We start from the raw sequence: 18,035 nt of genomic DNA, 5'->3' as shown, positions 1-18,035 counted from the left end.
GGGTCCGCCGAACCTGGGGTCGGCGGGCCCGCTCTTCGCTCGTCACAGCACGGTGGACAGGTGCCACGGGACGAATTCCTCTTCGCCGTAGCCGAGTTCCTCGCTCTTGGTCTCCTCACCGGAGGCCACGCGCAGGATGTGCTGGAAGATCTGCTCGCCCATCTGCGCCACCGTCATCTCGCCGTCGGCGATGACCCCGCAGTTGATGTCCATGTCGTCGGTCATCCGCTCGTAGAGCGGCGTGTTCGTGGCGAGCTTGATGCTCGGCGCCGGCTTGCAGCCGAACGCCGACCCGCGCCCGGTGGTGAAGCACAGCAGCTGCGCGCCACCGGCGATCAGACCAGTGGCGTTGACCGGGTCGTAGCCCGGGGTGTCCATGAACATCAGCCCGCGATCGGTGATCGGCTCGGCGTACTGCAGCACGTCGACCAGGTTGGTGGTGCCGCCCTTGGCCGCCGCGCCCAGCGACTTCTCCAGGATCGTGGTAAGCCCGCCCGCCTTGTTGCCGGGCGAGGGGTTGTTGTTGATCGAGCTGCCGTCGGCCTGGACGTGCTTCTCCCACCAGCTGATCCGGTCCACCAGCTTCTCGCCGACCTCGCGGCTGACCGCGCGCCGGGTCAGCAGGTGCTCGGCGCCGTAGATCTCGGTGGTCTCCCCGAACACCGCCGTGCCGCCGTGGCGGATGAGCAGGTCCGCCGCCGCTCCCAGCGCCGGGTTGGCCGTGATCCCCGAGTAGGCGTCCGACCCGCCGCACTCCATCGCCAGGATCAGGTTGTCGGCGCCGACGGTCTGCCGCTCGTGGGCGTTGGCCAGCGGCAGCATCTCCTCGATGCGGCGGACGCCCTCGGCGACGGTCTTCTTGGTGCCGCCGAACTCCTGGATCGTCATCGCGTGCACCGGCGTGCCGTCGGGCAGCTTGAGGTCCTCGGTGAGCGCGCGGACCTGGTTGACCTCGCAGCCCAGCCCCAGCACCAGCAGTCCGGCGATGTTGGGGTGCCCGGCGTAGCCCTGCAGCGCGCGACGCAGCACCTCGAAGCCCTCGTTGCCGCGTCCGCTGTGCCCGCAGCCGAGGGTGTGGGTGAGCGGGCAGATGCCGTCGACGTTGGGGTAGTCGTCGAGGATGCCGGAGGCCTCGACCCGGCGGGCGATCATCTTCGCCGCCGTCGCCGAGCAGTTCACCGAGGTCAGCACGGCGAGGTAGTTGCGGGTGCCGACCCGGCCGTCGGGTCGCACGAAGCCCTGGAACGTCGCCCGCTGGTCCTCGGGCACGAACTCGGTGGGGGTGACGTCGGCGCCGAAGGCGTGCTCGCGCTGGAACTCGTGGTAGTCGACGTTGTGCGTGTGCACGTGCTCGCCAGCGGCGATGTCGCGGGCGGCGAAGCCGATGATCTGACCGTACTTGCGCACCGGAGCGCCCTCGGCGATGGCGTCGGTGGCGACCTTGTGCCCGCGCGGCACGGTGTTCGTGATCTCGAGTCCGGAGTAGGTTCCGGGCTCGATGTCCTGCCGCGCGATGAGGACGGAGTCCTCGGCGTGCAGGCGGAAACCCAGCTGGTCCAAGGTCGGCGACGACAACCCGATCACCCTCGCTTCAGAAATGTGAATTCACTTCGTCGTGGCGAATCGGATGCTAGACGTGCGAACACCCGATGTCACCGCCCCGGCGAGCGGCCCGGACGCCCCCAGTGTCGGGGCTCGAACGCGGCCCGGCACCCCTGCCGATCGGGCGGAATGGACGATGCGGACCTTGACTTTCCGGGTCCGGGTTCTGAGGCTGCACGGAATCAACCGAACAAGTCGCGCAAAACCGGTCTCAACCCGGAAGGCGGAGCAATGGGGCTCTCGTGGGTGCGTGAACTGACGGAATACCCGACCGGCTCGCGTCGCAGACGCATCCTGGTCATGGCGGTGCTGGCGAGCCTCATCGCCTCCTACGAGGCGCAGATCGCCCCGGTGCTGCCGCTGCTGCTGGAAGACCTCGGCATCAGCCTGGTCACCTACGGCACCGTCTCGGCCGTCGCGCTGTGCGCGGGTGCGGTCGCCTCGATGATCGGCGGCCGGCTCACCGACCGCTTCGGGCGGGTGCGGGTGCTCGTCCCGCTGATGATGCTGACCGCGCTGTGCTGCTTCGCGATGGCCGCCGTCCGCACCACGGGGCAGTTCCTGCTGGTCCGCGCGGTGCTCTCGGCGCTGGACGGCGTGGTGGTGGCCGCGACCGCGCCGCTGGTGCGCGACTTCTCGCCGCGCATGGGCCGCGCGCAGGCGTTCGGGTTCTGGACCTGGGGGCCGGTCGGCGCGAACTTCATGGCCGCCGCGATCGCTGGGCTCACCCTGCCGCTGTTCGACAACGCCTGGCAGTCGCAGTTCCTCATCATGGGCGCGACGTCGCTGCTGATCTCGCTGGTCATCGCGTTCAACATCGCCGACCTCTCGCCGCAGCTGCGGGCCCGCGTGCAGCAGACCGAGCACCGCGCGCTGGGCGAGGCCGCAGCCGCCGAACCCGTCGGGATGCGAACCCTGTTCGCGCACAAGGAGATGTGGGCGCACGTCGTCGGCATCTCGGTGTGGCTCGTGCTGTACCTGACGCTGTCGCTGTTCGGGCAGAAGATGCTCGTCGACAGCTTCGCGCTGAGCCCGTCGCAGGCCTCGGCGGTGATGGCGGTGTTCTGGGTCCTCAACATCGGCACCGTCGTGCTCGCCGGGCGCTGGTCCGACCGATTGCAGCTGCGCAAGCCCTTCACCGCAGGCGGAACCGCGATCGCCGCCATGATGACCGGTTACCTGGTGGTGCTGGTCGGCCGCGGCTCGATCTCGCTGGCCGAGCTGCTGATCACCGGAGCGCTCATCGGGGCCGGGATGGGCGCGGCCTACGCGCCCTGGATGGCCAACTACTCGGAGAACACCGAGGACGTCGACCCGAGGTTGCAGGGCGGCGCGTGGGGCGTGTTCTCGTTCCTCACCCGCGCGGTGGCCGTCCTGGTCGTGCTGCTGATGCCGCAGGTCGTCGCGGTGGCGGGCTGGGGCACCTGGCTGGTGGTCTCGCTGGGCTGCCTGCTGGCGTTCCTGCCGATGCTGCTGCTCTTCCGCGGGCCGTGGCGGCGCTCGCCGACCCGGGACACGGCTTCGTCCCCGACCCGTTGACCCACGTCGCGGCTTCCGTGGGGTTGGGGGAAGTTTTCATGAAAACTTCCCCCAACCCCACGGAAATCAGGTGAGAGCGCGAAGCGTCAGATCAGCGACGCGCACATCTCGCCGATCATGTACGAGGGGGCGTTGGTGTTGCCGCCGGTGATGCTGGGCATGATCGAGGCGTCGGCGACCCAGAGGCCGTCGACGCCGCGCACCCGCAGCTGCGGGTCGACCACGGCGCGCTCGTCCACGCCCATCCGGCAGGTGCCGACCGGGTGGTAGACGGAGTGGATGCGGGTCGGCAGCTCGCGGCGCAGCGCGGTCTCGTCGAAGTACTTCGGGCCGGGGCTGAGCTCCTCGGTGACGTCGGCGGCGATGGTCTTGTTCGCCATGATCTCCCGGATCATGCCCATCGCCTCGATGAGGAACTCGGTGTCGGCCGGGTCGCTGAGGTAGCCCGGGTCGATGACCGGCGAGGCCGTGGGATCGGTCGAGGCCAGCCGGACCTCGCCGCGGCTCTGCGGGTAGATCAGCGTCGGGAAGATGGTCATCGCCGGGCGCGTGTCGGTCCGGTAGAGCTTGTCCTCGTCCTGGTTCGGCGTCGGGTAGCTCCAGGGGATCGTGTGGATCTGCATGTCCGGCACGTCGCCCTGGGCCCGCGAGGTCTTGACGAACCCGACGGTCTCGAACAGCGTTCTGCCCAGCCACGATTCGCCGCGCTTGCCGAGCGCCTCCTTGAGCATTCCCGAAGCCATGTAGGTCGCGGTGGAGCGGTGCACGGCCTTCTTGGTCACGAACGTCATCGGCACGAACAGGTGGTCGTGGAGGTTCTGGCCCACCGGAAGGTCGGCCTCGACCTCCACCCCCATCTCCTTGAGGTGACCGGCCGGGCCGACGCCGGAGAGCATGAGGATCTGCGGCGAGCCGACCACGCCCGCCGAGACCACCACGCCGTTGCCCGCGCGCAACGTCTCCCGTCGACCGCTCTTGGTGTCGATGACCTCCACGCCGGTGGCCTTGCCGTTCTCGATGATCACTCGCGCGACGTGCACGTGGGTGCGCACCCGCAGCGACGGCAGCTCGCGGTTGGTCAGGTAGCCGCGCGAGGAGCTGAAGCGGCGCCCCTTGCTCGCGCTCTGCTGGAAGATGCTGACGCCTTCCTGCGACTCGCCGTTGTAGTCGTCGATGCGCGGCACGCCGAGGGTTTCCTGCGCGGCGGCCATGAACTGCTCCCCGGCGGGGGTGATGTTCTTCTGCCGCGTGACCTCGATCGGCCCGCCCTCGCCGCGGACGTCGCTGGCGCCCTCCTCCCAGTTCTCCAGGCGCTTGAAGGCGGGTAAGACGTCCTGGTAGCTCCAGCCCTCGCAGCCCTCGGCGGCCCACGAGTCGTAGTTGGCCTTGTTGCCGCGCACGAACAGCATGCCGTTGACCGAGCTCGACCCGCCGAGGACCTTGCCCCTGGTCATCGGGATCTCGCGCTCGTGGGCGTGCTTCTGCGGCGTGGAGTACTGCTTCCAGGTCACCTGCTTCTTCAGCTGCGGCACGACGTGCAGCACCGAGATCATCCCGGGCACGGTGACGGTGGGGAGGTCGTCCTTGCGCCCGGCCTCCAGCAGGAGGACGCTCGCTCCCCGCTCGGCCAGCCTGCTGGCCACGACGGATCCGGCGCTGCCCGCGCCCACGACGATGTAATCGGCATCGCTCATTGTGCTCAACTTCTCCAGTGGTCGCCGTTGACTGCTCCGGTGCGCGTGATCACGACCGGCTGGAAATGGGTGTTGCGTCGTCGAACCGCATCGTCAGCTCGCCGATGTGGTTGGTGAACAGGGCTTTTCGGGGTAGTTCGAGTCGCCGCAGATCGTCGCTGATCGGGTGGTCGCCGAGTTCGATCCGCGCCCCGCCGGGGCGCATCCGGGTGCCGCCGGCGCGCATCGTCCACGGGGTTCGCCGCAGCACGCCGTCGCGGTGGGTGTAGGCGTCGAGGGTCATCGCGCCCATCGCCGAGGGTGCCGGGACGCCGCGCGCGAACTCCATCGCGACGACCGCGCGATCGTTCAGCCGCACCTCGCAGCGGGTGCGCCGGCCGTGGGTGGTGACGTCGATGGCGGCGATCTCCTTGGGGAAGCCCCAGATGGTCTGACCGGCCTCGCAGGTGAACAGCTCGTCGACCGGCAGCCAGTGGATGAACACCCCGGTCGAACCGCGCACGCCCGGCTGCCTGCACATCAGCGCCACCAGGAACTCGTGGTAGACGCCCAGGTCGCCGTCGAGGTAGTGCATGAAGCCCAGCGTCGCGGGAATCCGCCCCGGCAGCGGCGTCACCGGTTCCAGCCCGGCGGCGGCCAGGGTCTCGCGCGCGGGTCCGGCGGGCAGCAGGAACTGAGCGGTGATGCCGGTCGCCGCGCGCACCTCGACCGGCATCCGCACCTGCTCACCACGCACCACGTGCACGGACTCCGGGAGGGGCTTCTCGTGCACGCTGACCAGCCCTCTCCCTACGCGCGGGTACGTCTCCGGACCACCATCACCGAGGCGACAGTCATACAGATAATGGTTTTGTGTATGTCCAGAGTCAAGAGCCCGATCACGCCTCGCGCTCGCGGATCCGCCGCAGCATGCGCGCGTCGGCGAATCCGACGGCGCGCGCGGCGGATTCGGCGGTGGTGCCCCGACCCAGCAGGTGATCGGCCCGCTCCAGGCGGAGGATCTGCTGGTAGCGCAGGGGAGTCAGGCCCGTGGCGTGCGTGAACGAGCGGGTGAGGGTGCGCTCGCTGACCCCGATGACGGCGGCGAGCTCGCTCAGCGGCAGGGGCTCGGTGAAGCGGGCGTCGATGATGTCCTGCGCCCGGTGCACGGCGTCGTCGAGGTGCGACCGGTGCCGCAGCATCGCGCTGGCCTGCTGGTCGTCGCCGTTGCGGCGGGCGTAGACGACCATCGCCCGGGCCACCCGCGCGGCCTCGCCGGGGCCGTGCGCATCGGCCAGCAGGTGCAGGGCCAGGTCGATGCCGCTCGCGATGCCGGCCGAGGTCACGACCCGGTCGTCGGACACGAACAGCACGTCGCGCACGACCGTCGAGGCCGGGTAGCGGCGCGCGAGCTCGTCCTGCAGATCGTGGTGGGTGGTGCAGCGCCGGCCGTCGAGGAGTCGCGCCTGCCCGAGGACGTCGGCACCCGAGCACACGCTCGCGACCGCGCCACCGGCGGCGTGATGCTCCCGCAGCTTGTGCGCGGTGGCGGCGTGCAGGCGCGGCCACCGGGGAGGCTCGGGGACGCGAGAACCCGGGACCAGCACCAGGTCGTCGGCCGTCAGCTCGGGCCAGGTGGTGTCAGCGCGCAGCGGAAGTCCCTGCGCGCTGACCACCTCGTCGTGCTGGCAGACGTAGTGGAGCTCGTATTCGTGCCCGAATTCGGCAGCGGTCGAGAACACCTGCGCCGGACCGGCCAGGTCCAGCAGGTGCAGCCCGGGCAGCAGCAGGAAGACGACACGACTCACGATCCGGTCAGCCTACGCCGGTCATCTCGGTGATCGTGCGGATCGAAGCGAACCGCCCGGCCAGCGCGTACTCCGTGCGCGCGATGATCTCCGCGGGGTGCAGCGTGCGCGGATCGGCCAGCAGCTCCTCGACGCTCCGGTCGGCGGGAGCGTTCCGGTGGCCCACCGGGTTCGTCGCCGTCGCGTCGGTGACGAACGAGACGTCGTAGCCGAGGTCGGAGGCGACGCGGGTCGTCGTCTCGCAGCACTGCTCGGTCCGGATGCCGCACACGGTGAGTTCGCGGATTCCCCGGCGGGTGAGGGTCTGATCCAGGTTCGTGCTGGTGAAGGCGTTGTGCGAGGTCTTGACGACGGTCGGTTCGGCGTCGTCGGGAACGAGCCCGCCCATCAACCGCACGTGCCCGTTCACCGGGTCGAAGACCCCGGCCGTGCCCGGTTCGCTGTGCAGCAACCACACGACGAGATCGCCCTCGGCCCGAGCGTGCTCGACGAGCCGCGAAACCGACTCGGCGATACCGGGGTTCGAGATGGCCCGCCACAGCGGGTGCTGACGGAAGGACTCCTGGACATCAACAACGAGAAGCGCTCTGTTCACGCCGCCCATCCTGGGCCGGTCTCCACCGAACCGGAAGGCACGATCACGTCAGGACGACTCACGATCCGGTCAGTACCAGCGGGCGGGCTGCCAAGCTACGCAATCAGGACGCGCCCCGGTACGGCAGAACTCGCTCACAGCCTCGCGGACCTTCGAAGTCTTCATGAAAACTTCCCCCACCCACGGATCAGGACATCGGTGGGGTGGCGACTGCGGTGACGTTGCAGTAGCCGAACGGGCCTTCGGCGTCGTGGAACGTGGTGGAGGCCGTGGCGATGCCCGTGTCGCTGAGGTGGCCGGTGGCCTCCATGCCGATCTCCGGGGCGACGGGCATGCGGCTCAGCGTCAGGGTGTAGTCGGCGTTGATGAAGCCGAGGTCGCCGCCCTCGGGCATGTTGGCCAGCGGGCTGGCGAAGTCCGCGGCGGTGGCCGTGCGGACGAACGGGCTCATCGACTCGCCCTTGACCAGGTCGTGGGTGTCGCGCAGCCACGCGCGGCGAGCGCCCGCCTGCGACCAGTCGGTCAGGGCGCCGGAATCGTCGACCATCCAGATGTCGAACGGCGCCTCCCACTTGCCGGGCGGGGATTGGGGCGTGCCGAGCTCGGTGACCTCGGGCATCGACCACGGCTGCGTGGTGGGGACCTCGCCCTCCGGCTGCTCGCCCGCGCGGAGCTGGACCGAACTGGCCCGGGCGACGGCCTTCTCGCCCTGGTAGACGGTGGCGTCGGCGACGCGGATGCGGCGGCCGTCGCGGACGCGCTGCGTTTCGACCCGGACCGGATCGAGCGTGGCGCTGCGGAACAGGTCGATGGTCAGGCGCGCGAACCGGAACTCCTCCGCGCCGTGCTCGACCTCCAGGGCTCGCGCCAGCAGGCCGCCGAACAACCGGCCGTGCATCATCTGGTCCGACCACGGGCTGCTCGCGTGCGGGGCCGGGACCAGCAGGTCCCCGTCGGGGCGGAAGAACGGTTCACCAGGCATGTCGACCATGCGCGGAGTCTAGAACGCCGATTCCCGGAGGTCCGGGCGCCTGCCTCGCGCGCTGGTCCGGGCCGAGGTCGAACGGGTGGTCACCCGGGGTTCTGGATCGGTGCGGTGGTGGTGCTCACACGGGTTCAGCCGCGGGGCTTGGCGAACGTGGACGCGCAGGTCCAGGACTCGTCGGCGTCGGCCCAGCCGCGCTCGCTGCTGAGCAGCGCCACCGCCGAGGTCTTGAGCTCGACCGACTCGCCGGTCAGCAGGTGGACCAGGTCCTCCAGACCGGGGTTGTGGCCGACGATCACGGTCGTCATCGCGGTCACCGGCATCTCGCGGACGATGCTCAGCAGCTGGTGCGCGGTGCCGCCGTAGAGGCGATCGTCGTAGCTGACCTGCGGTTCGGCCGGGATGTGGGCGCCGGCCAGCTCCCAGGTCTGCCGGGTGCGCAGGGCGGGGGAGCAGCGCACCGCCTCGATGGCGTAGGCGTTCTCCCGCAGCCAGCGACCCACCGCGGGGGCGTCGCGTCGGCCCCGCTCGCCCAGCGGGCGATCGAAGTCCTCCACGCCCTCCGGGTGCGCCGACTTCGCGTGCCGGATGAGGATCAGCTTCCGCCGCGCGTTCGTCATCTCACGTCCTACGAGCTCGTCGTTGAATCCGCACCACAGTACCCAACGGCCCGCCGCCCCCGCGCCGCGGAAGCGCGACGATGTCCGCAGGTAGCGGGTCTTCACCGCCCGTTGGCCGACCGTTCGGACCGGCCACCTCCCCGATCCACTGTGGAGGGACGGAAGGCGCCCCGGGTGCCGGGGCGCCTTCGCCGGGCTCAGCCCTCGATCAGACCGGGCTCGCCGTTGCGGATGGTGAAGGTGGCGCGGTCGGAGATGTCAGGGCCGGGGGTGGTGACCTGGTCGACGACGCGGAAGTCGGCGGTCCAGGCGTCGCGGGTGAGGGTGTTGCGGACGTAGCCGCGCTGCCGGTTGATGAACTTGATGTGCGGGTTCTCCTTCAGCTGCACCGCGTCACCGGCGTTCTGGTCGGAACCGTTGCCACCGGAGGAGATCGAGGTGCCCACCAGCTCCACGCCGACCGTCGCCGAGTCCGGGTCCTCGAAGTCGGCCTTGATGTCGGCTGCGTAGTTGGCGTGCACGTCGCCGGTGATGACCACGGGGTTCGAGACGTTCGCCAGCTGGTCCCGGATCCGGTTGCGCTCGGCCGGGTAGTTGTCCCAGGCGTCGTCGCTGAAGGAGTCCTCGTCGCCCTCGGTGAAGTCGCGCCGGCTGAAGAACACCTGCTGCGCCAGCACGTTCCAGCGAGCGGTCGAGCCGGAGAGGTTGTCCAGCAACCACTTCCGCTGCTCGGCGCCGAGGATGGTGCGCTCCGGGTCGTCGACCTGCTCCGGCGGGACCTCCTGGTCGTCGCGGTACTGGCGGGTGTCGAGCAGGTGCACGTCCACCAGGTCGCCGAAGGTCAGGCGGCGGTGGATGCGGATGTCCGGGCCGTCCGGGCGCTGGGCCCGGCGCAGCGGCATGTGCTCGTAGTAGGCCTGGAACGCCTGGGCGCGGCGCTGCCGGAACACCGCCGGGTCCTGGTCGGGTTCGGTGTCGGGCTGCGAGATGTCACCTGCCCAGTTGTTCTCCACCTCGTGGTCGTCGAAGACCACGGCCCACGGGAACGCGGCGTGCGCGGCCTGCAGGTGCTCGTCGGTCTTGTACTGGCCGAGCCGGGTGCGGTAATCGGCCAGGTTCATGATCTCGTGCGCGGGCACGTGAGCGCGCCCGATCGCACTGGTGCCGCCGCTCTCGTAGATGTAGTCGCCGAGGAACGCCACCAGGTCCAGGTCCTCCTCGGCCATGTGCTGGTAGGCGGTGTAGAGCCCGGCGGGGTAGTTCTGACAGCTGGCGAAGGCGAACGAGAACTTCTCCGGGCTCGCGCCCGGCGCCGGGGCGGTCTTGGTGCGGCCCACCGGGCTGAGCTCGTCACCGGCGCGGAACCGGTAGAAGTACTCGGCGCCCGGCTGCAGGCCCGAGACCTCGGCGTGCACCGAGTGCGCGGAGGCGCGCTCGGCCTGCTCGGTGCCCTCGGCGACGATCTTGCTGAACCGCTCGTCGGCGGCCACCTGCCACTGCACCGGGACGATCTGGTCGGGCATGCCGCCGAACCCGTCCTCGGACAGCGGCTCGGGGGCTAATCGGGTCCACAGCACCACGCCGTCCGGCAGCGGATCGCCGGAGGCGATGCCCAGCTGGAACGGCTCGCGGATCCGGCTCGCGCCGGCACCGGCGGCGCTCGCCAGGCCGGAGGTGCCCAGGGCGGCGGCGCCGAGAGCGGCGGATCCGGCCAGCAGGACCTGGCGTCGGTTGGGGCGGTGGGAGTGCACGGTCCACCTCTTTCGCGTCGGTTTCGGGAAGATCCGACGCTATGGAGCGCAGGTGACGTCCTGGCGAACGCCGGGCGGACTCAGAACGGACTCTTCCGCCAACCGAAGTGGACCCGCGCGAACTTCGCCGCGCGCCAGCGGTGTTGGGCCGGGACGTCTCGGGCACCGGAGCGGACCGCGCGCTCCCGCGACCTCGAAGACGGGCTCACCACTGGTAGGGCAGGAACTTCCCGTCGAGGGTGACCACCACCCGGTCGCCTGCGGGGTCGGGGACCCGCTGGACGTCGAAGCGGAAGTTGATGGCGCTCATGATGCCGTCGCCGAACTCCTCGTGGATGAGTTCCTTGAGCGTCGGGCCGTAGACCTGCACGATCTCGTAGAACCGGTAGATCGTCGGATCGGTGGGCACGACGTCGTCGAGCGCGCCCCGGGTGGGTTGGAGGCGCAGCGCCGCGGTCACCTCCGCATCCAGGTCCAGCAGGTTCGCCGCCGCGTCGGCCTCGGCCTCGCTCATGGGCTGCTGGCCGAGCAGCGCGCTCGTGGTCCACGCGACGGGCCGCCCGACGGCCTCGGCCAGCTGCGCCCAGCTGATGCCGAGCGCCCCCTTGGCCGCCCGCACCGCCGCAGCCGCCTCCTGCTTGCTCACCATCTCCGCGCCCTCCAGGTCGACTCCGAAACCCCGACCCTGCCACACCGGGACGCCCATCACCGGCCGGTTTACCTGGGTTTTTCCGGACCGCTACGCACGTCGCCGCGCCCCGTCGGTGCGGCGGGGCGCGGGACGGTCGCGGTCACCGCCCGTCGAGCTGGGCGAACCCCGCGCGGAGGTCGTCGAAGGTCATCACCGGGTAGACGTCCACCTGCGCCTCGAGGTGGGAGAAGAACTGGTCGAGCATCCCCACGAGCTGCGACTCGTCCTGCAGATCGCAGATGAACAGCGCAGTCCGCTTGCCGTCCTGCGGCAGGAAGTAGGAGGCCTCGGGCTTGAGCTGCTCGTGAGCCCGTTGCAACGCCTTCTGCATCGAACCGTCCGCGATCGCGCTGTTGGCGGTCCGCAGGTCGGGCCTGATCCTGATGAGCATGCGCATGGTCCCCGCCTCCTGGCGTTCGCGCGGCACTCGGACAAGACGAGTCTCGCGCCCACCCGGACCGCCGGGACCGGCCGAAAGTCCCCCACCACCCGACCCGCCCACCGGAGGAAGCGCCGGAACGGCCGGACCCCCGGTGGCACGGGATTACGGCCGTATTCCGGTGCTCGAAAACGGCCGTAATCCGGGTTCCGGTACTGCCAACTGCACCACGGGGCGTCCTACCCGGAGGTGTCACGTCGTCGTCGGCGTGCCCGCCGCACCCCGGCCCGGTCGCAAGATCCTCCTCGCCGGATCGCGTTGCGCGCCACCCCGCCCGGAACCGCCGCGGGGGAGCTCGACGATCGCCCTCGCCGGGGAGCTCGTCACCTGAGCCGGCGTTCGGCCTCGTCCCAGGCGACCGACGGGTTCCGGGGGTCGTAGCGGGTCAGGGCGTCGGAGCGGGCGGTGATCTCGCGGAGCTCGGCGAGATCGGCCACCTGGCCCGCGGTTCTGGCTTGGACGAGGAGGTTTCCGGTGGCGGTGGCTTCGACCGGGCCCGCGACGACCGGGGTGCCCAGGGCGTCGGCGGTGAGCTGGCACAGCAGCTCGTTGCGGGCTCCGCCTCCGACGAGGTGGACGACGTCGACGTCGCGGCCCGAGAGCTCGGCCGCCTCGCGGATGGCTCGGCGGTGGGCCAGGGCGAGGCTCTCCAGGACGCAGCGGACCACCGCGCCGCGCGTGTCGGGCACCGGTTGATCGGTGTCGCGACACGCCTGGGCGATGCGGGCCGGCATGTCGCCGGGGGCCAGGAACCGGGTGTCCTCGGCGTCGACGACCGCCCGCAGCGGTTCCGCGGCGGCCGCCTCGGCGAGCAGGCCCGGGAGATCGTCCGAGGTCAAGCCCCACGTGCGGAGGCTCTCCTGGAGCAGCCACAGGCCCATGATGTTGCGCAGGAAGCGGACCGTGCCGTCGACGCCGAGCTCGTTGGTGAAGTTCGCCCGACGCGCCTGTTCGGTGAGCACCGGAGCGGGCAGCTCCAGACCCGTCAGCGACCACGTCCCGGTGCACACGTAGGCGAAGTTCGGGGTCCGCGCGGGCACCCCGACCACCGCCGAGGCCGTGTCGTGCGACCCCACCGCCACCACCGACGTGCCGGGCAGGCCGGTCTCCGCGGCCACCCGCGGCAGCAGCTCGCCCACGACGTCACCCGGCCTGCGCAGCGCGGGCAGCAGCGACGGGTCGATGCCCGCCGCCCGCGCCAGCTCCGGCGACCACTCGTGGCTGCGGGCGTCGAGCAGGCCGGTGGTGGAGGCGTTGGTCAGCTCCGCACCCACCTGCCCGGTAAGCCAGTACCCGATCAGGTCCGGGATCAGCAGCAGCGTCTCCGCCGCTTCCAGCGCCGCGCCCTCCGACGCGGCCAGCTGGAAGATCGTGTTGAACGGCAGGAACTGCAAACCGTTGCGGGAGAACAACTCCGGAGCGCCGAACGAGTCCGCGAAGGACTCCGCGACGGTGTCGGTGCGCGAATCCCGGTAGTGGAACGGCTCGCCCAGCAGCGACCCCGCGGCGTCGATCAGCCCGTAGTCCACCGCCCAGGAATCCACCCCGACCGACACCGGCTCACCGGCCCGGCGCAGCCCGGCCAGCACCTCCCGGAACAGCCCGACCGCGTCCCAGTGCAGCCCGTCGGGCAGCGGGACCGGGCCGTTGGCGAACCGGTGCACCTCGCGGGTCTCCAGCCGCCCGGCGGCGAGCCGTCCGAGGACGACCCGCCCGCTGGAGGCACCCAGGTCCACCGCCGCGAACGTCGGCGACTCCGTCGTCATCCGCCCTCCCTCAGCGCAGGAACGCCGCGGCCACACCCGCGTCGACCGGCACGTGCAGACCCGTGGTGTGCGTGAGATCGCCGCCCACCAGCGCGAACACCGCCGCCGCCACGTGCTCGGGCAGCACCTCGCGCTTCAGGAGCGTGCGCTGGGCGTAGAACTCGCCGAGCTCGTCCTCCGCCACGCCGTAGACCTTCGCGCGCTGCGCGCCCCAGCCGCCGGCGAAGATGCCGGAACCGCGCACCACCCCGTCGGGGTTGACGCCGTTGACGCGGATGCCGTGCTCGCCCAGCTCGGCCGCGAGCAACCGCACCTGGTGCGCCTGGTCGGCCTTCGTCGCCCCGTAGGCGACGTTGTTCGGGCCCGCGAACACCGAGTTCTTGCTGGCGATGTAGACGACGTCACCGCCCATGCCCTGGGCGATCATCACCCGCGCGGCCTCCCGCGACGCCAGGAACGAGCCGCGCGCCATCACGTCGTGCTGCAGGTCCCAGTCGGCGACCGTGGTCTCCAGCAGCGGCTTCGAGATCGACAGCCCGGCGTTGTTGACCACCAGGTCCACGCCGCCGAACGCCAGCGACGCGGCGCGGAACGCCTCGGCGATCTGCTCCTCGTCGGTGACGTCGACGCGCACCGCCACGGCCTTGTCCGGGCCGCCGAGCTCGTCGGCCACCGCCTGGGCGTTGTCGAGGTCGAGATCGGCCAGCACCACGCACGCGCCCTCGGCCGAAAGCCGTTGCGCGGTGGCCTTCCCGATGCCCGAACCGGCTCCGGTGACCAGCGCGACGCGGGTCGCCAGCGGCTTGGGCTTCGGCATCCGCGCGAGCTTGGCCTCCTCCAGCGCCCAGTACTCGATGCGGAACTTCTCCGACTCGTCGATCGGCTCGTAGGTGGAGACGGCCTCGGCACCGCGCATCACGTTGATCGCGTTGCGGTAGAACTCCGCGGCCACCCGCGCGGTCTGCTTGTCCTTGCCGAAGGAGAACATGCCGATGCCAGGGACCAGCACGATCGCCGGGTCCGCTCCGCGCAGAGCGGGGGAATCGGCGTCGGCGAAGCGGTCGTAGTAGGCGCGGTAGTCCTCGCGGTAGCGCTCGTGCAGCTCCTTCAGGCGGGCGACGACCTCGTCGAGCCCGGCGTCGGGCTTGAGGTCGAGCACCAGCGGGCGGACCTTGGTGCGCAGGAAGTGGTCCGGGCACGAGGTGCCCAGGGCGGCCAGCTGCGGGTGCTTCTCGCGCGCCAGGAACTCCAGGACCTCCGGCGCGTCGTCGAAGTGCCCGATCTGCGGCCGGTCGGTGGAGGCCAGGCCGCGGATGACCGGGGCGAGCTCGGCGGCCCGGCGCCTGCGCCGGTCCTCCGGCAGCGGCTCGAACCCGGCGACGACCGGCCCGAACGGCTCGGGCTTGCCGCGCTCGGCGAGGAACTTCTCCGCGGTGCGGATGATGTGCAGCGAGTTGCGCCGGCACTCCTCGCTGCTCGCGCCCCACGCGGTGATGCCGTGCCCGCCCAGGATCACGCCGATGGCCTGCGGGTTCGCCTCCTTGATGGCGGCGATGTCCAGGCCCAGCTGGAAACCGGGCCGACGCCACGGCACCCACGCGACCTGGTCGCCGAAGCACTCGGCGGTCAGCGCTTCGCCGTCGGCGGCGGTGGCCAGCGCGATCCCGGCGTCGGGGTGCAGGTGGTCGATGTGGGCGGCGTCGACCAGCCCGTGCATGGCGGTGTCGATGGACGGCGCCGCGCCGCCCTTGCCGTGCGAGCAGTAGTCGAACGCGCCGACCATCTCGTCCTCGCGGTCCACGCCGGGGTAGACGTCGACCAGCGCGCGCAGCCGGTCCAGCCGCAGCACCGCCAGCCCGGCCTCGGTCAGCGTCCCCAGGTCACCGCCGGAACCCTTGACCCACATCAGCGGAACGTCCCCGCCGGTCACGGGATCGGTGTCGGTGCCCTTGGCGGACGCGTTGCCGCCGGCGTAGTTGGTGTTGCGGGGATCGGCGCCCAGCTCGTGCGAACGGGCAAGCAGCGCAGCCACTTCGGGATGCGTCGAGCTCATCGTGAACCTCTCGGTGCGTCGGGAAGTTTTCATGAAAACCGTCCTCACCCCAGAAACAGGGAAAATCTCACGAAGACCACCGTCTTTCGAGGTGAGGGAGGTGTACGCGAACACTCTCGTTCTCAGAGAGGGGGACGTTTTCATGAAAACTGTCATTTCCCCGGGGGCGGGAGGTTTTCATGAAAACTGTCGTTCCCCTCCGAGGGAGGGTGTCGGTCAGGCGCCCCAGCCCGCGGGGGTGCCGTCCTTGCGGGAGGCGATGATCTTCTCGGCGTAGCCGGAGCGGTGGTAGGCCGCGATCGGGTCGGGGTCGATGCCCATGTCCTCGCGGACCTCGGCCAGCAGCGGGCGGACGTCGGTGTTGTAGGCGTCCATCAGGACCGCGTTGGCCCCCAGGACGTCGCCGTCGCGCTGCGCCTCGGCCAGGGCGTCGCCGTCGACCAGCAGGGCCTTGGCGGTGGCCTCCTGGACGTTGAGCACCGAGCGGATCAGGGCCGGGATCTTCGGCTCCAGGTTGTGGCACTGGTCGAGCATGAACGCCACGTTCGCCGAGTCCTCCAGCGCTCCGGCGCGCACGATCTCGTGCATGATCCGGAACAGCTGGAACGGGTCGGCGGCGCCGACCATCAGGTCGTCGTCGGCGTAGAAGCGGCTGTTGAAGTGGAACCCGCCGAGCCGTCCGCGCCCGAGCAGGAACGCCACGATGAACTCGATGTTGGTGCCCGGCGCGTGATGCCCGGTGTCGACCAGCACCTGCGCGCGCTCGCCCAGGTCCAGGCAGTGCGCGTAGGAGGTGCCCCAGTCCGGGACGTCGGTGGCGTAGAAGGCGGGCTCGAAGAACTTGTACTCCAGCAGCATCCGCTGGTCCGGGCCGAGCCGGTCGTAGGCGACGCGCAGCGCTTCGGAGAGCCGCTGCTGGCGCTCGGCGAGGGAGTCCTGGCCGGGGTAGTTGAGGCCGTCGGCGAACCACAGGCTCAGCGCGTCGGACCCGGTGACGTCCATGATGTCGACGCACTCCAGCAGGTGTCGCTGCGCCTTCTCGCGCACCGCCGGGTCGGGGTTGCAGATGCTGCCGAGCCGGTACTCGTCCTCCTGGAACGTGTTCGGGTTGATCGCGCCCAGCTTCAGCCCGAGCGAGGCCGCGTGCTCGCCCAGGGCGGAGTAGTCGTCGACGCGGTCCCAGGGGATGTGCAGCGCGACGCTGGGCGCCACGCCGGTGAAGGCGTGCACCTGGGCGGCGTCGTCGAGCTTCTCGAACGGGTCGCGCGGAATCCCCTCCTGCAGGAAGGTCTTGAACCGCGTCCCGGAGTTCCCGTAGGCCCAGGAGGGGGTTTCGATCCGCTGGTTCTTCAGCGCCGCAGTGATGGTCTTCCGGTCGGGCATCGTCGGCTCCAGTGCGCATCGCGGGGCGGTGAGGTCGCCGCAACGCCGGCGGCGAGTGATTGAAACGTTTTAAACGCCGCTGTAGCGTAAGCTGCGGACGGAGCACGAGTCAACAAGTCGGGGACAACGGGTGACCACCAACGAGCACGGCCGCGTCAGCATCAAGGAGGTCGCCGAGCGCGCCGGGGTCTCCATCGGCACCGTCTCCAACGTCGTCAACCGCCCCGACCGCGTCGCCGCGAGCACCCGCGACCGCGTGCTGGCCGCCATCGACGCGCTCGGCTACGTCCGCAGCGAATCCGCCCGGCACCTGCGGGCCGGCAGCAGCCGGATGATCGCGATGCTCGCGCTGGACATGACCAACCCGTTCTTCGCCGAGGTCGCCCACGGCGCCGAGGAGATCGCCACCGCGCGCGGGCTCGGCGTGATGCAGTGCAGCAGCGGCCAGGACGCCGAGGTCGAGTCGCTGTACCTGTCGCTGTTCGCCGAGCAGCGGGTGCGCGGCGTGCTCATCGCCCCCGCCGCCGCGGGGAGCGTGGAAGTCCTGGCGCGGCAGGGGATTCCGCACGTCGTCGTCGACGGCAGCGCCGACGGCGGTGCCTGCTCGGTGTCGGTGGACGACGTCGTCGGCGGCGAGCTCGCGGTCGGTCACCTCGTCGGAGCCGGGCACGACCGCATCGCCTGCGTGACCGGGCCGCTCCACCTGCCGCAGTGCCGGGATCGCCGCCTCGGCGGCGCCCGGGCGGCCGAGCTCGCCGTGCTGGAGGTGCCGACGATGGACGTCGCGGGCGGCCGCGACGCCGGATCGCGGCTGCTCGGGATGCCGGACCGGCCCAGCGCGGTGTTCTGCGCCAACGACCTGCTGGCGCTGGGCGTGCTGCAGGCCCTGTTCGCCGCCGGGCTGCGGGTGCCCGACGACATCGCGCTGGTCGGCTACGACGACATCGAGTTCGCCTCGGCCGCGGCCGTCCCGCTGACCTCGGTGCGCCGCCCTGCCCGCCGCCTCGGCCGCACCGCCGCCGAGCTGCTGCTGCGCGAATCCGGCGAGACCGACCACTCCCACGAGCACGTCGTCTACCAGCCGGAACTCGTCGTCCGGCGCTCCTCGCTGCCCCTCCGCTGAGCCAACC

16 protein-coding genes are annotated in these 18,035 nt (G+C 70.8%); 2 read left to right on the top strand and 14 right to left on the bottom strand.

Features of this window, described 5'->3' with window-relative positions; translation table 11 throughout:
• Positions 1-42: 42 nt before the first annotated feature.
• Positions 43-1,575: a UxaA family hydrolase gene (locus REH65_RS06270; RefSeq protein ID WP_406691672.1), complete on the bottom strand. Its 1,533-nt coding sequence runs from the start codon at positions 1,573-1,575 to the stop codon at positions 43-45.
• Positions 1,576-1,848: 273 nt separating this feature from the next.
• On the opposite strand from REH65_RS06270, the gene REH65_RS06265 reads away from it, so the two are divergent.
• Complete coding sequence (locus REH65_RS06265; RefSeq protein WP_406691671.1) at positions 1,849-3,141, top strand: MFS transporter; 1,293 nt, start codon at positions 1,849-1,851, stop codon at positions 3,139-3,141.
• An 86-nt stretch (positions 3,142-3,227) separates the two neighbouring features.
• On the opposite strand, the gene REH65_RS06260 is transcribed toward REH65_RS06265, so the two are convergent.
• The 13 genes from REH65_RS06260 to rhaI all read right to left on the bottom strand — a co-directional run bounded on the left by REH65_RS06260 (position 3,228) and on the right by rhaI (position 16,905).
• The gene (locus REH65_RS06260; protein ID WP_406691670.1) at positions 3,228-4,835 is read right to left on the bottom strand and encodes a GMC family oxidoreductase; all 1,608 of its coding nucleotides are present in this window, start codon (positions 4,833-4,835) and stop codon (positions 3,228-3,230) included.
• A gap of 49 nt (positions 4,836-4,884) precedes the next feature.
• Positions 4,885-5,607, bottom strand: a complete 723-nt coding sequence (locus tag REH65_RS06255; RefSeq protein WP_406691669.1) for an acetoacetate decarboxylase family protein — start codon at positions 5,605-5,607, stop codon at positions 4,885-4,887.
• 106 nt (positions 5,608-5,713) lie between these two features.
• On the bottom strand, positions 5,714-6,622 hold the full coding sequence (locus tag REH65_RS06250; protein WP_406691668.1) for a GlxA family transcriptional regulator: 909 nt from the start codon (positions 6,620-6,622) through the stop codon (positions 5,714-5,716).
• 7 nt (positions 6,623-6,629) lie between these two features.
• The gene (locus REH65_RS06245; RefSeq protein WP_406691667.1) at positions 6,630-7,217 is read right to left on the bottom strand and encodes a cysteine hydrolase family protein; all 588 of its coding nucleotides are present in this window, start codon (positions 7,215-7,217) and stop codon (positions 6,630-6,632) included.
• 69 nt (positions 7,218-7,286) lie between these two features.
• The gene (locus tag REH65_RS06240; RefSeq protein ID WP_406691666.1) at positions 7,287-7,382 is read right to left on the bottom strand and encodes an Imm1 family immunity protein; all 96 of its coding nucleotides are present in this window, start codon (positions 7,380-7,382) and stop codon (positions 7,287-7,289) included.
• 22 nt (positions 7,383-7,404) lie between these two features.
• Positions 7,405-8,208: an acyl-CoA thioesterase domain-containing protein gene (locus REH65_RS06235; protein ID WP_406691665.1), complete on the bottom strand. Its 804-nt coding sequence runs from the start codon at positions 8,206-8,208 to the stop codon at positions 7,405-7,407.
• 125 nt (positions 8,209-8,333) lie between these two features.
• Entirely contained in the window at positions 8,334-8,822 is a 489-nt protein-coding gene (locus tag REH65_RS06230; RefSeq protein WP_406691664.1) for a SixA phosphatase family protein, read from the bottom strand.
• 197 nt (positions 8,823-9,019) lie between these two features.
• Positions 9,020-10,573: an alkaline phosphatase D family protein gene (locus REH65_RS06225; RefSeq protein ID WP_406691663.1), complete on the bottom strand. Its 1,554-nt coding sequence runs from the start codon at positions 10,571-10,573 to the stop codon at positions 9,020-9,022.
• Positions 10,574-10,778: 205 nt separating this feature from the next.
• Positions 10,779-11,279, bottom strand: coding sequence for a cyanase (cynS, locus tag REH65_RS06220; RefSeq protein ID WP_406691662.1), 501 nt, complete (start codon positions 11,277-11,279; stop codon positions 10,779-10,781).
• An 85-nt stretch (positions 11,280-11,364) separates the two neighbouring features.
• The gene (locus REH65_RS06215; protein WP_406691661.1) at positions 11,365-11,655 is read right to left on the bottom strand and encodes a hypothetical protein; all 291 of its coding nucleotides are present in this window, start codon (positions 11,653-11,655) and stop codon (positions 11,365-11,367) included.
• Positions 11,656-12,026: 371 nt separating this feature from the next.
• On the bottom strand, positions 12,027-13,469 hold the full coding sequence (locus REH65_RS06210) for a rhamnulokinase family protein (RefSeq protein ID WP_406691660.1): 1,443 nt from the start codon (positions 13,467-13,469) through the stop codon (positions 12,027-12,029).
• Between the two features lie 10 nt (positions 13,470-13,479).
• Complete coding sequence (locus REH65_RS06205) at positions 13,480-15,522, bottom strand: bifunctional aldolase/short-chain dehydrogenase (protein ID WP_406691659.1); 2,043 nt, start codon at positions 15,520-15,522, stop codon at positions 13,480-13,482.
• 216 nt (positions 15,523-15,738) lie between these two features.
• Positions 15,739-16,905 (bottom strand): L-rhamnose isomerase, encoded by a 1,167-nt coding sequence (gene rhaI / locus REH65_RS06200; protein WP_406691658.1) that lies wholly within the window; start codon positions 16,903-16,905, stop codon positions 15,739-15,741.
• Positions 16,906-17,035: 130 nt separating this feature from the next.
• Here rhaI and REH65_RS06195 point away from each other — a divergent pair, with 130 nt between their 5' ends.
• Positions 17,036-18,028, top strand: coding sequence for a LacI family DNA-binding transcriptional regulator (locus REH65_RS06195; protein ID WP_406691657.1), 993 nt, complete (start codon positions 17,036-17,038; stop codon positions 18,026-18,028).
• The last annotated feature ends 7 nt before the right edge of the window (positions 18,029-18,035 follow it).

This window comes from Saccharopolyspora sp. ID03-671 (assembly GCF_045278815.1).
In the GTDB taxonomy this organism is placed as follows: Bacteria; Actinomycetota; Actinomycetes; order Mycobacteriales; family Pseudonocardiaceae; genus Saccharopolyspora; species Saccharopolyspora ipomoeae.
Note: the sequence above shows the minus strand (reverse complement) of the source record. Positions and strands in the feature narration are given on the sequence as shown.

Coding starts and splice junctions, on each gene's coding strand:
- REH65_RS06260 (WP_406691670.1), bottom strand. CDS start 4,835: ATGAGCGATGCCGATTACATCGTCGTGGGCGCGGGCAGCGCCGGATCC.
- REH65_RS06240 (WP_406691666.1), bottom strand. CDS start 7,382: ATGAAGACTTCGAAGGTCCGCGAGGCTGTGAGCGAGTTCTGCCGTACC.
- REH65_RS06235 (WP_406691665.1), bottom strand. CDS start 8,208: ATGGTCGACATGCCTGGTGAACCGTTCTTCCGCCCCGACGGGGACCTG.
- REH65_RS06230 (WP_406691664.1), bottom strand. CDS start 8,822: ATGACGAACGCGCGGCGGAAGCTGATCCTCATCCGGCACGCGAAGTCG.
- cynS (WP_406691662.1), bottom strand. CDS start 11,279: ATGGGCGTCCCGGTGTGGCAGGGTCGGGGTTTCGGAGTCGACCTGGAG.
- REH65_RS06215 (WP_406691661.1), bottom strand. CDS start 11,655: ATGCTCATCAGGATCAGGCCCGACCTGCGGACCGCCAACAGCGCGATC.
- REH65_RS06210 (WP_406691660.1), bottom strand. CDS start 13,469: ATGACGACGGAGTCGCCGACGTTCGCGGCGGTGGACCTGGGTGCCTCC.
- REH65_RS06205 (WP_406691659.1), bottom strand. CDS start 15,522: ATGAGCTCGACGCATCCCGAAGTGGCTGCGCTGCTTGCCCGTTCGCAC.
- rhaI (WP_406691658.1), bottom strand. CDS start 16,905: ATGCCCGACCGGAAGACCATCACTGCGGCGCTGAAGAACCAGCGGATC.